Here is a 14,989-nt window from a genome sequence, read left to right as displayed (position 1 = left end):
GGGCGGTGACGGTTGTCTACCCGGTGCCGGCCCCGGCCAGGGCCTGGAGCGCCTGCTCCAGGCCGAGTGCGGCGCCCCGGGCATAAGCGGCTTTGTACGGCTGGTCGCCGAGAGCGGCGCGGGCTGCGACCGTGACCCGTGCCCCGTCGGGGCCCGGCAGGACGTCCATGCCGCGCAGCACTCGTACCGTGCCGAGCAGCTCGGCGGCGCCGACTGGGTCGCCCTCGATCAGCGCGAGCCCGGCGAAGGCCTCGGCCGTGGCGGCGGCGAACGGGAGGTTGCGGGCGTCGTGCTCGGGGCGGAACGCCTGACGGTAGTAGGCGCGGGACTGCCCGGGGCGGCCCTCCGCCGCGCAGATCCGGCCCAGGGCCAGCAGGACGGACGAACGGGTACCGCGGCCGGAGAACCACCCCGCCGAGGACTCCTCCAGCGCCAGCTCGCACAGCCGCCGCGCCTCGGTCAGATCGCCGCGCAGCCGGGCGGACTCGCCCAGGGCCATATGGGCGCGGGCCAGGTATTCGGGGGCGCCGGCTCTGCGGGCCAGTTCGGTGGCCTGTTGGAGGTCGGCGTGGGCGGCCTCATGGTCTCCGGCCCGGGTGTGGCACTCGCCGCGCTGGCACAACAGTTCCGCGATGCTCTCGGTGGCGTCCAGAGCCGCGTCGAGTGCCAGCGCCTCGTCGATGGCGCGCGGGATGTCGCTCCGGAAATCGGCGAGCCAGGCCAGCTGGGTGAGCGCCATCGCCATCCCCCAGCGGTCGCCGAGGCCCCGGAACACGGTCAGCGCCTCGGTGAACTCCCGTTCCGACTCTTCCGCCTGAGCGTCGACCCACCATCTCTGGAAGCCTTCGCCGACATGCATCAGCGCCAGGTACCAGGGGCCGTTGTCCACCAGCTCGAAGCCCGCCCGGTACCGCTCATACGTCTCCCTGTCAGGGACTCCCGCGAAGGGTGCCCAGAGCACGACGAGGGCGGGGTAGCGGCGCGGAGCCGCAAACAACTCGTCGAAGGCCGCTCTGGCAGCCGCCAGGTGGGCAGTGAGCTCCTCCCGGTCAGGGGTGGCCGACGCCGCGGCCACAACGGTCAGCACGTACTCCTCACCCAGACCATCGGGCGCGGCCGGGCCGATATGCTCCAGTAGCTGGAGGGCGGACTGGGCGCCTTCGTACCGCAGACCGCGCAGCATCCAGTAGGTGGAAAGGGCGGCAGTCAGGCGTAGTCCGGTGGCACTGTCCGCGTCGGCGGCGCTTCGGCGCAGCGCGGTGTGGAGGTTGTCGTGGTCGGCAGCCAACCTGCGCAGCCACTGCAGTTGCCCGACCCGACGCAGATGTGGCTCCGCGGTGACGGCCAGGCCGAGGAAGTACGCGGCATGTGCCCGACGCAGCCGTGCCGTCTCACCGGACTCGCCGAGCCGCTCGGCCGCGTAGGCCCGAATGGTCTCCAGGAGGCGGTAGCGAGTGCCGCCGCCATCTGCCGGGCGGGCGACGACCAGTGACTTGTCAACGAGCGACTCGGTGAGCTCGAGTACGTCGTCGGCATGGATCCCGGCGGCCCCGGTAGCCCGCGCGCCGTCCGCGCACACAGCCTCCACCGCATCGAGGGTCCAGCCGCCGGCGAACACCGAGGCACGGCGCAACACGGCCTGTTCGGGGGCCGGCAGCAGATCCCAGTTCCAGTCGACGACGCCGCGCAGCGTCTGCTGGCGGGGCTGGGCGGTGCGGCTGCCCCTGGACAGGAGACGGAAGCGCTGGTCGGCGCCGAGCCGCCCGGCGATCTCGGCGGCGGACAGGGAGCGCAGCCGGGCGGCGGCCAGTTCGATGGCGAGGGGAAGCCCGTCGAGGGCCTGGCAGATCTCCAGGACGGCTTCCAGGTCGGCACCGAGGTCGAAGTCGGACCGTACGGCGGCGGCACGCTCGGCGAACAGCCGCAAGACCGGAAAGCCGGCAGTCAGCTCGGCTGGGGTGCCCGACGGGGGCAGAGGTAGCGGTTGGACGAGGCAGAGCATCTCGCCGCTGATACGGAGCGCCTCGCGGCTGGTCGCGAGAATTTTGACCTGGGTACAGCTGCGTCCCAGACACGCCACGAGCGCCGCAGTCTCCACGATCACGTGCTCACAGTTGTCGAGCACGAGCAGCAGAGGTCGGTCGGCCAGCGCCGCACAGAGACGGGCCACCGGGTCCGGAGTCCGGCCCGGCCCGGAAGGGGGTATCAGCCGGGCCTCACGTATCCCGAGCGCGCCGAGCAGCGCCTGCGGCACCTCTCCGCCATCATCGACGGCGGAGAGGTCGACGAAGCAGACCTCTCCCTCGTACCGTCCCGCCGCCTCGACCGCCAGCCGGGTCTTGCCCGCGCCACCGGGCCCGACGAGCGTGACCAGGCGGGCTCCGCCGCCCAGTAGTCCCCCGATCCGGGCCAGCTCTTCGGCGCGCCCGACGAAACTGGAGAGCTGGGCGGGCAGTCCCTGCGGCGCGACCGCTGTTTCACGTGAACCACGGGAAGGCGCTGTTTCACGTGAAACAGCCGAAGGGTCCGTTTCACGTGAAACAACGATCGCCGCCGACCCCGCCTCCCCTCGCAGCACTGCGAGATGCACGGCGGCGAGCTCAGGTCCCGGGTCCACGCCGAGCTCCTGGGCGGGACTGCCCCTGGCCTCCTCGTAAGCCTCCAGCGCCTCGGACTGCCGCCCGCTGCCGCACAGCGCGCGCATCAGCTGGGCGAGGAGCCGTTCTCGCAGCGGGTGCATGGCGACCAGTTCCCGTAGCTCGCCGACGAGTTCCCGGTGCCCGCCAAGCCTCAGCCCGGCCTCGATCCGGTCCTCGGTGACCGCGCCCCGCAGCTCCTCCAGCCGCACCACTGGGGAAACCTCCAGCCACGCGGTGCGCGCGGCTTTCGTCGCGTTTCTTGACGGCGGGGAAGCCTCACGTGACCCTGAATGAAACGATTCATCTACTTGTGGTTGTGCCCGATGGCGACCGCGTTCACGATCAGCCGCTCACATCAGCAGGGAGCAACGGCCAGTGGACGGCATCTCCTCCATCGGGAATCCAGCGGCGAGATGGCCGCGACTCTTAGTCACGACGTCATTACTCTCCGCCATCGCCCTCCTCGCCTCCTACGGGCTGGCACCGCCACCCGCACAGGCGGCACAGGGGCGAGCGACCGCCGATACCACGATCGTCAACGCCGACGCCGTCGGACATCAGATCAGCCGTTTCGACGTCGACCGCAACTCGCTGGACGCGCACGACGGTTCGGTACTGAAGGTCGGCAACCTCTACTACCTGTACGGCACCAGCTACGCCTGAGGATACGAGTACCGGAAAAACGCGAACTTCGGCCCGTCCCCACCGGGTTGCGCCGCGCCTGGATCGTCGCCGCAGTCGCCCGTGGTGTGCGCCATGCCGAGGTCCGCACCCGGGCTGCCGCCAACGACTGTACGGCCGCCCAATGGCGGACGCGGGCGGGCCTACCCGAAGCGGCCGAAGGAACTGGGCAGTGAGCGCCCCTTGAGCTGCCCGAGCTGTTCGCGTGCCACGCCACCTGCGCGACGGACCACGCCGTTTTACGCGGCGGGAGCTCTTCCCGCATGTCTCGATCGCCCCATCGAGAGCGTGCGGGTCCGTTCGAGGGCACATCTCACAGGCCCGGACGGGAGCGGGCGCTCATCCCTCGGCATGCCCCTCGGATCACAGGGGGATGTGGACTCCATGCGGAATCTGGTCATGGAAGCGGCCCCGCCGTTCGAATACGGCAGGGCCACTGAGCAGGGTGGAGCCTAGGAGATTCGAACTCCTGACATCTGCCTTGCAAAGGCAGCGCTCTACCAACTGAGCTAAGGCCCCGTGTCGCAGAACAGCGTACCCGGTGCAGCGGGGATCCCCGACCCGGTATCGCGGTCCCTAGGATGATTTGCAAGATTCACAGCCGCAAACGGGAGCCCGGATGGACACCGCGCCACAGGACGCCGCCGCTCGTGTGCAGGAACTCCAGCGCGGCTGGTACGGGGAGCCGCTGGGAGATCTGTTCCGGCGGCTGATCGACGACCTGGGGCTGAACCAGGCACGGCTGGCCGGAGTGCTGGGGCTGTCGGCGCCGATGCTGTCCCAGTTGATGAGCGGGCAGCGGGCGAAGATCGGGAATCCTGCGGTGGTGCAGCGGCTCCAGGCGCTGCGGGAACTGGCGGCGCAGGTCGCCGAGGGGGAGCGGACGACGGCACAGGCGGCGGCACGCATGGCGGAGATCCGCGAGTCGGAGGCGTCGTCGGTGCTGAGTACGACGCAGAGCGTGCCGTCGGGCGCGCCGGTGCCGCCGACCCGGCGGACCGTACGGGAGATCCAGTCGCTGTTGCGGTCGGTCGCCTCCGCCGCTGAGATCGCCGAAGCCGCCGACACCCTCGCCGCAGACCATCCGGAACTGGCAGAGTTCCTCCGTGTGTACGGCGCCGGGCGCACCGATGACGCGGTCGCTCACTTCGAGGCACATCGGGACTGACCGCAGGACAGGGGGCGGACGCACACCATGGGTGAGGTCTTCGCAGGCCGGTACGAGCTGGTGGACCCGATCGGAGGGGGCGGTGCGGGCGCCGTCTGGCGGGCCTGGGACCGGCGGCGCGGCCGCTATGTGGCGGCGAAGGTGCTGCGGCAGAGCGACGCGCACTCGCTGCTGCGCTTCGTACGCGAGCAGGCACTGCGGATCGACCATCCGCATGTGCTGGCACCGGCGAGCTGGGCGGCGGACGACGACAAGGTGCTGTTCACCATGGATCTGGTGCGCGGCGGGTCGCTGTCGCACCTCATCGGGGACTACGGGCCGTTGCCGCCACGCTATGTCTGCGCCCTCCTGGACCAACTGCTGTCCGGGCTGGCGGCGGTGCACGTCGAGGGGGTGGTGCACCGTGACATCAAGCCCGCCAACATCCTGCTCGAGGCGACCGGCGCCGGGCAGCCGCACCTGCGGTTGTCGGACTTCGGGATCGCCATGCGCAAGGGCGAGCCCCGGCTGACCGACGCCAACTACATTGTCGGCACGCCCGGTTACTTCGCGCCGGAGCAGATGCTTGGCGCCGAACCGGACTTCCCCGCCGACCTCTACGCGGCGGGTCTGGTCGGGCTGTATCTGCTCAGCGGCAAGAAACCGGACGCGGAGGCCATATACAAGCAGTACTCATTCGGCACGCCGCGCGCCCCGCTGGGGGTACCCGAACCGCTGTGGCAGGTCATCGGCGCCCTGCTCCAGCCGGATCCGGAAGCCCGGTTCCGCACTGCCACCGGCGCCCGCAAGGCGCTCGCGGCAGCCGTGGAACTGCTGCCGGAACCGGGATCGGCCGACGACGAGCCGGTCGAGGTCTTCGACCAGATCGGACCACTGCCGGAAGGCTTCGGGCCAACAGGTCCGGCGGCGGCCGGACCGGAGCCCACGGTCGAGGGGACCGTCGGCTTCCACCTCGCCCCTCCCGCACCCCGCTCCCCCCTCTCTGAGCCCCCCGCCCAGCCGCTCGAACAGCCGCTCGCCCAGCCCTTGCCGGAGCCCTTGCCGCTCCCGGAGCAGCCCACCGCCCCACCATCGCCGGCCACCCGCCCTCAAACCGCTCCGGTGGCTGTACGGCGACCAGGACCACCCGCCAGGGTGGTGATCCCGGTGCTCATCGCCGCCGCTCTGTGCTTCGCGGTGGGCATCTGGGCCCTGGCCGCGGCCTGAACGCCTACCAGGCCGCGTCCGTGGGCTGCCGGCGACGGGCGGCTATGGCCCAGACCACGAGCCACAGCACGAGGACGGTCCCCGTACCGAGCGCCGTGAAGCCGACGGCGCGCAGTGCGGAGTCCGGGCCCCCGGTAGCGGCGGAAACGGTTTGGGACCCAACTGTGCCGTCCGCCGAGCCGCCACCGCCGCCTGTCCCGCCTGATGCCGCGACCGTGCCCCTTGTGCCGGACGTACCCGTCGTACCGGTGACGCCGAAGCCGGCCTTCGCCGCGTCACCGTCGTAACCGGGCCCAAAGATCGCCGTTCCCTGGACCTCCACGGCCAGCCGGACCGGCACCGAACCGGTGATGAAACCCGCGACATCCTGGTCCACGCTCACCGCGAAGTAGTACCAGCCCGCGAAGCGCATCATGGCTACCGCAGCGTCGTCCGAGGTCCGGTTGGCATAGGAGACCCGTACCGTGCCCAGCCGCACCGACGCCGCATCGCCCATATAGGTCGCGGATCCGCTCTCCACCAGCCCGCGAGCGGGGTTGTATGCCTCGACCCGCACGCCCTGGCCGACAACGCCGAATTTCGTCGTCTCGGTATTGGCGAAGTCCGCGACGAGGAAGACCCGTTGGCCCCAGTTGACCGGCACCTTGTAGAAGCGGGTCTCACCGGGCCTTACCGCGTCCTCCCAGACCCCGGTACTCACTCCGACCGCCGTATCGGGACTGACGCCGCCCTGGGCCTTCTGCGGCGTCCCTGTGACCGGCGCGGGCGACGCCGAGTCGTTGACAACCACCGGTCCCTGAGCCGCCCCCGTCTTGAGACCCGGCTCGGGCATGTACCGGATCTCCAGCGGCCACGCCCTCTGGTCGGAACCGGCCGAATCGCCACGGCTCACCAGCAGGTTGTACTGCCCGGCCTCCTGGCACCGCCCGTTCGGCTCGATGGTGCGCTGTACGTAGCTGCCGACCGGCCGCCCCGTGCTGTCCGTACCGAACCGCACATCGGCACTGTCACACCGATTACCGGCGGAATCGTCAAGGATCAGCCGCATGTCGTCCGGGAACTCCACCTTGGTACCCGGAGGCGGCAGCGCGAACACCGACAGATACGCCGACGACTTCGCGTCCAGGGTCACCGCGTAGTACTTGGTGACGTCGTTGTTGATCGTGTCCCGGTACGTCGAGCCCGCCGCGAGAGGCGGCGCCTCGGTACTGACCGCCGAACCCGCCACCGCCTCACCCCCCGGCTTCCAGTACGGCACCGAGGAATCCGCGGACGCCTGCCCTGCCGCCCCGGCCAGCACCGCGCACACGCCCGCCACCGCCACCAGCGCCCTGCCGCCGATCATGCCGCCCCTCCCCGCCGTCCCCCGCCGGCGCCCCGGCAGGTGCTCCACGTCACAGCCACCGTACCGAGCCCCACCGACAAAAGAAGCCCCGGCCGCCAAGCGGCCGGGGCTTCCCGAAGAGTCAATACGACCAATAAGGCTGCGACTCAGACACTCGCGCCAGAACTTGCCGGGACGGAGTCGGTCGCCTCCGTCCACAGGTCCTGCTCTGCGCGGTCCGCCTGGATCTGGCGGTACACGAGGAGACCGCCGATGGCGGCCAGTGCGACCAGGAGAATCTTCTTCACCGCGCGACCTCGTCCTTCTTGCGTTGGGGGTCCTCCGACGGGCCCGACTATACACACCGGCCGATACCGAACGGTGACCTGCTGCTCAAACCCCAAACTCCCGCACCGGCCACAAGGAAACGGCCCGTCCGGATCATTGATCCGGACGGGCCATTCCACGCGGTGGGGCTACCAGGACTTGAACCTGGGGCCTCTTCCTTATCAGGGAAGCGCTCTAACCGTCTGAGCTATAGCCCCTCGCTGCACGGAAAGATTACCGCACCCCGGGCCATGTCCCAAAATCGGTAAGCGGACCCCCTCTCGCCGCCTACTCGTCCTCGGCCAGTGTCAGCTCGATACCGCCCACCATCCCGGCCGACATGTTGTAAATGAAGGACCCAAGGGTGGCCAGCGCCGTGGCCAGCACGACGTCGATCACCGCGATGACCGCGGTGAAGGTCACCACTCGCGACAGCGACAGGAACGACACCAGGTCGAAACCTTTGCCCGTACCCGAGTTGGTGGCCTCGCTTATGGTGCTGCCCACGGTGGAGAAGACGCCGATCGTGTCCAGCACCATCCACAGGACGGCGACGGCCACGATCGTGCAGATACCCAGCGCGATGGAGAGCAGGAAGCTGACCTTCATCACCGACCACGGGTCGGCCCGGGACACCCGCAGCCGCGCCTTGCGGGTACGGGGCGCCGCGGTACGAGCCGCCGGACGGGGTCGGCGCACCCCGGCAGTGGACCCCGCCCCGGCATGGAGCGCGGGGGCCGCAGGAGGCGCCCCAGGAGGTACGTAGGCCTGGGCGGGCTGGTGCGGGGGCTGCTCGGGGACGCCCGCCGGCAACGCGGCCGACGCCCCGTAGGTCTGTTGGCGGGCCGCGTGCTGGTGGTGCGGCGGACGGGTGTCGGTCACAGTGGATCCCCCCTGCTCAGGGCCGGTGGCAGTGGGTGGGCCAAGGGCACCGCCGGCCGCGGCCGGGTCGGCCTGCTGCCACCCTTCCACGCCCGTTCCGCCCGCGGCACCCGTGGCTTCACTCACGGCTTACTCCTCGGAGTCGTCAGATTCTACGGCCACAGGCTCTACGCCCTCGGCCGGCTGCTCGGCGTCAGCAGCCTCGGCCGCCTCTACCAATTCCGCTTCTTCGCCGGCCTCGGCGTTTCGCGCGATACCGACGACGGCATCCCGCTTGCCCAGGTTGATCAGTTGGACGCCCATGGTGTCACGTCCGGTTTCCCTGACTTCGTTCACCCGTGTACGAATCACACCGCCGCTGAGCGTGATGGCGAGGATTTCGTCGGTGGCTTCCACCACCAACGCCCCCACCAGCGAGCCACGGTCCTCGACGATCTTCGCCGCCTTGATCCCGAGGCCACCACGGCCCTGGACGCGGTACTCGTCGACATTGGTGCGCTTCGCGTACCCGCCGTCAGTGGCGGTGAAGACGAAGGTACCCGGCCGTACGACATTCATCGAGAGAAGCTCGTCGCTCTCACGGAAACTCATGCCCTTCACGCCCGAGGTCGCCCGGCCCATGGGCCGCAGCGAATCGTCCGTGGCCGTGAACCTGATGCACTGCGCCTTGCGGCTCACCAGCAGCAGATCGTCGTCGGCCGACACCAGCTCAGCACCGATCAGCTCGTCCTCGCCGCCGTCCTCCGTCTCCCGGAGGTTGATGGCGATGACACCACCCGATCGCGGGGAGTCGTAGTCCTTCAGCGGCGTCTTCTTCACCAGGCCCGACTTGGTGGCGAGCACCAGATAGGGCGCGGCCTCGTAGTCCCGGATCGCGAGGATCTGGGCGATGGACTCGTCCGGCTGGAACGCCAGCAGATTCGCGACATGCTGCCCGCGCGCGTCCCGGCCCGCGTCCGGCAGCTCATATGCCTTCGCCCGGTAGACCCGGCCCTTGTTGGTGAAGAACAGCAGCCAGTGGTGCGTGGTCGACACAAAGAAGTGGTCGACGATGTCGTCCTGCTTCAGCTTTGTGCCCCGCACACCCTTGCCGCCACGCTTCTGCGAGCGGTAGTCCTCGGTCTTCGTACGCTTCACATAGCCGCCACGCGAGATGGTGACGACGATGTCCTCCTCGGCGATCAGGTCCTCGATGGACATGTCACCGTCGAAGGGCACCAGCTTGCTGCGCCGGTCGTCGCCGAACTTGTCGACGATCGCGGCCAGCTCCTCGCTGATGATCTGCCGCTGCCGCTCGGGCGAGGCGAGGATCGCGTTGTACTCGTTGATCTTCGCCTGCAGCTCGTCGTGTTCCGCGACGATCTTCTGCCGCTCCAGAGCGGCCAGCCGGCGCAGCTGCATCTCCAGGATCGCGTTCGCCTGGATCTCGTCGATGGTCAGCAGGCCCATCAGACCTTCGCGCGCGATCTCGACGGTGTCGCTGCGCCGGATCAGCGCGATGACCTCGTCGATGGCGTCCAGCGCCTTGAGCAGGCCGCGCAGGATGTGCGCCCGCTCCTCGGCCTTGCGCAACCGGAAGCGGGTCCGCCGGATGATGACCTCGAGCTGGTGGTTCACCCAGTGCCGGATGAACGCGTCCAGGGAGAGAGTGCGCGGCACACCGTCGACCAGCGCCAGCATGTTCGCACCGAAGTTGGACTGCAGGTCGGTGTGCTTGTACAGGTTGTTCAGCACGACCTTGGCGACGGCGTCCCGCTTGAGCACGATCACCAGGCGCTGGCCGGTACGGGACGAGGTCTCGTCACGGACGTCGGCGATGCCGCCCATCTTGCCCTCGCGCACCAGATCGGCGATCTTCTGCGCCAGGTTGTCCGGGTTGGTCTGGTACGGCAGCTCGGTGACGACCAGGCACTGCCGGCCCTGGATCTCCTCGACCTCGACGACCGACCGCATGGTGATCGAACCGCGCCCGGTACGGTACGCCTCCTCGATGCCCTTGCGACCCACCACCAGAGCCCCGGTCGGGAAGTCCGGCCCCTTGATCCGCTCCATCAGAGCGTCGAGCAGCTCCTCAGGAGTGGCCTCGGGGTTCGCCAGGTACCACTGGGCACCCTCGGCGACCTCACGCAGATTGTGCGGCGGGATATTGGTCGCCATGCCGACCGCGATGCCGGCCGAGCCGTTGATCAAAAGGTTCGGGAACCGGGCCGGCAGCACCGTCGGCTCCTGGTTACGGCCGTCGTAATTGTCCTGGAGGTCGACGGTGTCCTCGTCGATGTCCCGGACCATCTCCATCGACAGCGGCATCATCTTGCACTCGGTGTACCGCATGGCTGCGGCCGGGTCATTGCCCGGGGAACCGAAGTTGCCGTTGGAGTCCACCAGCGGCATCCGCATCGACCAGTGCTGGGCCAGCCGCACCAGCGCGTCATAGATGGAGGAGTCGCCGTGCGGGTGGTACGTACCCATGACGTCACCGACGACACGGGCGCACTTGTAGAAGCCCTTCTCGGGCCGGTACCCGCCGTCATACATCGCGTACAGGACGCGGCGGTGCACCGGCTTGAGGCCGTCACGGACATCAGGCAGCGCACGCGACACGATCACGCTCATCGCGTAGTCGAGATAGCTGCGCTGCATCTCCGTCTCGAGGCCGACCGGCTCGATACGAACGGTCATGTCGGGCTCGGCGCCCTCGGGCGTGGCTGGGGTGATCTCGTCGGCCATTGCTGGTCAAAATCCTTTCGAGCTGCGGCGTCGGATGCGGGCGGCGGCCGACTCAGATGTCGAGGAAGCGGACATCCTTGGCATTGCGCTGGATGAACGAACGCCGCGCCTCGACGTCCTCGCCCATGAGCACCGAGAACAGGTCATCGGCCTGGGCTGCGTCATCCAGGGTGACCTGGCCGAGCACCCGGTGGTCAACGTCCATGGTGGTGATCCGCAGCTCCTCGGCGTTCATCTCGCCGAGGCCCTTGAAGCGCTGGATCGAGTCTTCCCTGATCCGCTTGCCGGACTGGCGGCCCAGCTCGATCAGGGCGTCCCGCTCGCGGTCGGAGTAGGCGTACTCGAAGTCGTCCCGGCCCCACTTGATCTTGTAGAGCGGGGGACGGGAGAGATAGACATGCTGCGCCTCGATCAGCGGCCGCATGAAGCGGAAGAGGAAGGTGAGCAGCAGGGTGTTGATGTGCTGGCCGTCGACATCGGCGTCCGCCATCAGAATGATTTTGTGATAGCGGAGCCTGGCGATGTCGAAGTCCTCGTGCACACCGGTGCCGAAGGCCGAGATCAGCGCCTGGATCTCGGTGTTCTGCAGCACCTTGTCGATCCGCGACTTCTCCACATTCAGGATCTTGCCGCGGATCGGGAGGATCGCCTGGTACTGCGGATTACGGCCGGACTTGGCCGAGCCGCCGGCCGAGTCACCCTCGACGATGAAGATCTCGCACTTCGTCGGGTCGTTGGACTGGCAGTCACTCAGCTTGCCCGGCAGCGACGCCGTCTCCAGCAGGCCCTTGCGTCGGGTCAGATCACGCGCCTTGCGGGCCGCCACCCGGGCCGTAGCGGCCTGGATGGACTTGCGGACGATATCCGCGGCCTCGTTCGGATTACGGTCCAGCCAGTCGGTCAGGTGCTCGTGCACGACCTTCTGCACAAAGGTCTTCGCCTCGGTGTTGCCCAGCTTCGTCTTCGTCTGACCCTCGAACTGAGGCTCGCCGAGCTTGATCGAGATGATCGCCGTCAGGCCCTCGCGGATGTCCTCGCCTGCGAGGTTGTCGTCCTTCTCACGGAGCAGCTTCTTGTCCCGTGCATATCGGTTGACCAGGCTGGTCAGCGCCGCGCGGAAGCCCTCCTCGTGAGTGCCGCCCTCATGGGTGTGGATCGTGTTCGCGAAGCTGTAGACACCCTCGGTGTACTGGGTGTTCCACTGCATCGCCACCTCGATGGAGAGCATCCTCTCCTTGTCCTCGGCGTTGATGTCGATCACCGTCGGGTGGATCATCTCGCCCTTGCGCGAGTTGAGGTACTTCACGAAGTCGACGATGCCGCCCTCGTAGAAATACGTCACCGACAGCGGCTTGCCCTCCTCGTCGAGGTGCTCCAGGCGCTCGTCAGTGAGCGAGATGGTCAGCCCCTTGTTGAGGAACGCCATCTCCTGGAAGCGCCGCGCCAGCGTCTCGAAGGAGTACTCCGTCGTCTCGAAGACATCCGGATCCGCCCAGAAGGTAACCGTGGTACCGGTGCTGTCGACCGGTTCGTTCTTCGCCAGCGGAGCTGTCGGCACACCGAGCTTGTAGTCCTGCGTCCAGCGGAAACCCTCCGTCCGGACCTCCACCGCCACCTTGGACGACAGCGCGTTGACGACCGAGACGCCCACACCGTGCAGACCGCCGGAGACGGCATAACCGCCGCCACCGAACTTGCCGCCCGCGTGCAGCACCGTCAGCACGACCTCGACCGCCGGCTTCCCCTCGGAGGGGATGATCCCCACCGGGATGCCGCGGCCGTTGTCGACCACGCGCACGCCGCCGTCGGCGAGGATCGTGACCTCGATGGTGTCCGCATATCCCGCGAGCGCCTCGTCGACCGAGTTGTCGACGACCTCCTGGACCAGGTGATGCAGACCACGCTCGCCCGTCGAGCCGATGTACATACCCGGACGCTTGCGGACCGCGTCCAAGCCCTCAAGGACAGTGATCTGGCTGGCATCGTACGACGACCCGTTGGGCGGCGCGTCCGAACCGGCGGTGGATTTGTGGTTCTCGTTGGAGTTGCCGGAATCGGCCACGAAGCGCCCTTTCTGGCACAGCACGAGCCGTCTCCCGCGGTGCGGGACCGGCTGCGTCGATCGACATGTTCCGCGATTGGGCGGTGTGCCTACCAGTCTACCGGTAGCGCCGACATCGATGGGGCTTTGCCGGTACCTGAGTTCCCATGTGCCGTCCGAAACCGCCTCCTGCCGACTCCCTATATACGGGACAGGCCCCAAACCGGCTCACACGGGCCTCCAGGGCTTCCGACTGTCAACCCTCCACTACGGTGCGCTGCCCCGCCCGCATCACCCGTACGTATCGCCCGGACCCTTACTTCCCGGAGCCCGCAACCGGCCGTAAGAACGGGCCGGGCCGGCCGGCCCGAGAACCTTGATCAACTTGACCGTGCCATGCCCCAGATCGGCATTCAACCTGGCCACCAGAGTCGGCGCCAACAGCCGCAGCTGCGTCGCCCAAGCCGTGGAGTCGCAGCTCACAGTCAGCACCCGCGCCTCCTCGTCGTACTTCTGCGGCTCGCAGTGCAGCGCCACATCGTCGCCGACCAGCTGTGGCCAACGACCCATCACCCCGCCCACCGCGGCAGGCGCCTCCCAGCCCCGCTCCGTGATCAGACGGCTGATCGCGGCACCGAGCGGCAGCGGGTCACGGCCGTCGGCGCGCGCGCCACTGCGCAGGCCGCCACGGCGCGCCTGCTTCTTCTGCTGCGCGGCAGCGCCCCGTTCCCGCGCCTGCTCCTTGGCCGCGCGCAGCGCGACCCGGGCGAGGTCGACCCCGGAGAGCTCCGGGGCGGCCTTGGGATCGGGCTGAGGCTGGGCCTGCGGCTGGGGATCCTGAGGCTTCTCGGTCACGACACGCGCACCACATTCCCGTTCTCGACGCTATAGCGCGCGCCCGCCAGCAGCCCGGGCACGTCGTCGTCCACCGCCGCGGTGACCAGCACCTGCTCACCCGGCGCGACCAGCTCCGCCAGTCGCGAGCGACGCCTTTCGTCAAGCTCCGCGAAGACGTCGTCCAGCACCAGGACGGGCTCGGCGCCGTCGGCGCGCAGCAGCTCATAGGAGGCGAGCCGCAGCGCCAGTGCGTACGACCAGGACTCGCCATGGCTGGCGTATCCCTTGGCGGGAAGCTGGCCGAGCTTGAGGACCAGATCGTCGCGGTGCGGGCCGACCAAGGTCACCCCGCGCTCGATCTCCTGCTTGCGCGACTCGGCGAGCGCCTCCAGAAAGAGCCCGCACAGCTCCTCACGACCGCTCGCCCCGTCGAGCCGTTCCCCGATCGAACCGCGGTACTCCAGCGCGACCGGGCCACCGCCGGGGGCCAGCTGCTCATACGCCTTGTCGGCGAGCGGCTGAAGGGCTTGGACGAGATCGAGGCGCTGGGCGAGCAGCTCCGCACCGGCCCGGGCAAGGTGCTGGTCCCAGATGTCGAGGGTGCCGAGAGCTGAACCGCCGCCGGCGGCGCCACCGTGGCGTCGGGCCATCGCGGCGCTCTTGAGGAGGGTGTTGCGCTGCTTCAGCACGCGCTCGTAATCGCTGCGCACGGCGGCGAGCCGGGGCGCGCGGGCGGTGATCAGCTCGTCCAGGAAACGCCGGCGCTCGCCCGGGTCGCCCTTGACCAGGGCGAGGTCCTCGGGGGCGAAGAGCACACTGCGGACGATGCCCAGGACGTCGCGCGGCCGGACCTGGCTGGACCGGTTGATCCGCGCACGGTTCGACCTGCCCGGATTGATCTCCAGCTCGACCAGCTGCTGGCGCTCGCCCTGCACGACCGCCGCCCGGACGATCGCACGGTCGGCGCCCATCCGCACCAGGGGGGCGTCGGCGGCGACCCGGTGGCTGCCCAGGGTCGCGAGATAGCCGACGGCCTCGACGAGATTGGTCTTGCCCTGCCCGTTGGGGCCCACAAAGGCGGTGACGCCCGGGTCGAGCTGGACCTCGGCCCGGGCATAGGAGCGGAAGTCGGCAAGCGACAGGTGCGCTACGTGCAT

At 68.9% G+C, this 14,989-nt stretch carries 11 protein-coding genes and 2 tRNA genes; 3 read left to right on the top strand and 10 right to left on the bottom strand.

Annotated features, from left to right (window positions below; all coding sequences use genetic code 11):
- Nucleotides 1-16 precede the first annotated feature (16 nt).
- Nucleotides 17-2,851 carry an ATP-binding protein gene (locus tag FCI23_RS11790; RefSeq protein WP_246143646.1) on the bottom strand — a complete coding sequence of 945 codons (2,835 nt, stop codon included), beginning with the start codon at nucleotides 2,849-2,851 and terminating at the stop codon, nucleotides 17-19.
- 163 nt (nucleotides 2,852-3,014) lie between these two features.
- Between FCI23_RS11790 and FCI23_RS11785 the strand changes: the two genes are divergently transcribed.
- Complete coding sequence (locus FCI23_RS11785) at nucleotides 3,015-3,302, top strand: hypothetical protein (protein ID WP_136723450.1); 288 nt, start codon at nucleotides 3,015-3,017, stop codon at nucleotides 3,300-3,302.
- A gap of 464 nt (nucleotides 3,303-3,766) precedes the next feature.
- Here the strand turns inward: FCI23_RS11785 and FCI23_RS11780 are convergent.
- Nucleotides 3,767-3,839: transfer RNA gene (locus FCI23_RS11780), tRNA-Ala, on the bottom strand.
- A gap of 100 nt (nucleotides 3,840-3,939) precedes the next feature.
- Between FCI23_RS11780 and FCI23_RS11775 the strand changes: the two genes are divergently transcribed.
- Together FCI23_RS11775 and FCI23_RS11770 are read left to right on the top strand one after the other, a co-directional pair.
- Nucleotides 3,940-4,488 carry a helix-turn-helix domain-containing protein gene (locus tag FCI23_RS11775; RefSeq protein WP_136723449.1) on the top strand — a complete coding sequence of 183 codons (549 nt, stop codon included), beginning with the start codon at nucleotides 3,940-3,942 and terminating at the stop codon, nucleotides 4,486-4,488.
- A gap of 27 nt (nucleotides 4,489-4,515) precedes the next feature.
- Nucleotides 4,516-5,694 (top strand): serine/threonine-protein kinase, encoded by a 1,179-nt coding sequence (locus FCI23_RS11770; protein WP_136723448.1) that lies wholly within the window; start codon nucleotides 4,516-4,518, stop codon nucleotides 5,692-5,694.
- 4 nt (nucleotides 5,695-5,698) lie between these two features.
- On the opposite strand, the gene FCI23_RS11765 is transcribed toward FCI23_RS11770, so the two are convergent.
- The 8 genes from FCI23_RS11765 to recF all read right to left on the bottom strand — a co-directional run bounded on the left by FCI23_RS11765 (nucleotide 5,699) and on the right by recF (nucleotide 14,989).
- Nucleotides 5,699-7,039 (bottom strand): hypothetical protein, encoded by a 1,341-nt coding sequence (locus FCI23_RS11765; protein WP_136723447.1) that lies wholly within the window; start codon nucleotides 7,037-7,039, stop codon nucleotides 5,699-5,701.
- Nucleotides 7,040-7,185: 146 nt separating this feature from the next.
- Nucleotides 7,186-7,326, bottom strand: a complete 141-nt coding sequence (locus FCI23_RS11760) for a DLW-39 family protein (protein WP_211265287.1) — start codon at nucleotides 7,324-7,326, stop codon at nucleotides 7,186-7,188.
- Between the two features lie 163 nt (nucleotides 7,327-7,489).
- Nucleotides 7,490-7,563: transfer RNA gene (locus FCI23_RS11755), tRNA-Ile, on the bottom strand.
- Nucleotides 7,564-7,633: 70 nt separating this feature from the next.
- Nucleotides 7,634-8,353 (bottom strand): DUF3566 domain-containing protein, encoded by a 720-nt coding sequence (locus tag FCI23_RS11750; RefSeq protein ID WP_246143645.1) that lies wholly within the window; start codon nucleotides 8,351-8,353, stop codon nucleotides 7,634-7,636.
- Nucleotides 8,354-8,356: 3 nt separating this feature from the next.
- Complete coding sequence (gene gyrA / locus FCI23_RS11745; RefSeq protein WP_136723446.1) at nucleotides 8,357-10,954, bottom strand: DNA gyrase subunit A; 2,598 nt, start codon at nucleotides 10,952-10,954, stop codon at nucleotides 8,357-8,359.
- Nucleotides 10,955-11,006: 52 nt separating this feature from the next.
- Entirely contained in the window at nucleotides 11,007-13,040 is a 2,034-nt protein-coding gene (gene gyrB, locus FCI23_RS11740) for a DNA topoisomerase (ATP-hydrolyzing) subunit B (RefSeq protein WP_136723445.1), read from the bottom strand.
- A 246-nt stretch (nucleotides 13,041-13,286) separates the two neighbouring features.
- Nucleotides 13,287-13,850, bottom strand: a complete 564-nt coding sequence (locus tag FCI23_RS11735) for a DUF721 domain-containing protein (protein ID WP_136723444.1) — start codon at nucleotides 13,848-13,850, stop codon at nucleotides 13,287-13,289.
- Entirely contained in the window at nucleotides 13,847-14,989 is a 1,143-nt protein-coding gene (gene recF / locus FCI23_RS11730) for a DNA replication/repair protein RecF (RefSeq protein WP_136723443.1), read from the bottom strand. Before recF ends, FCI23_RS11735 begins: the two co-directional genes overlap by 4 nt.

The sequence above is a fragment of the Actinacidiphila oryziradicis genome (assembly GCF_005047355.1).
Classification (GTDB): domain Bacteria; phylum Actinomycetota; class Actinomycetes; order Streptomycetales; family Streptomycetaceae; genus Actinacidiphila; species Actinacidiphila oryziradicis.
The sequence above is the reverse complement of the archived record's forward strand: the minus strand, read 5'-3'. Positions and strand labels throughout refer to the sequence as shown.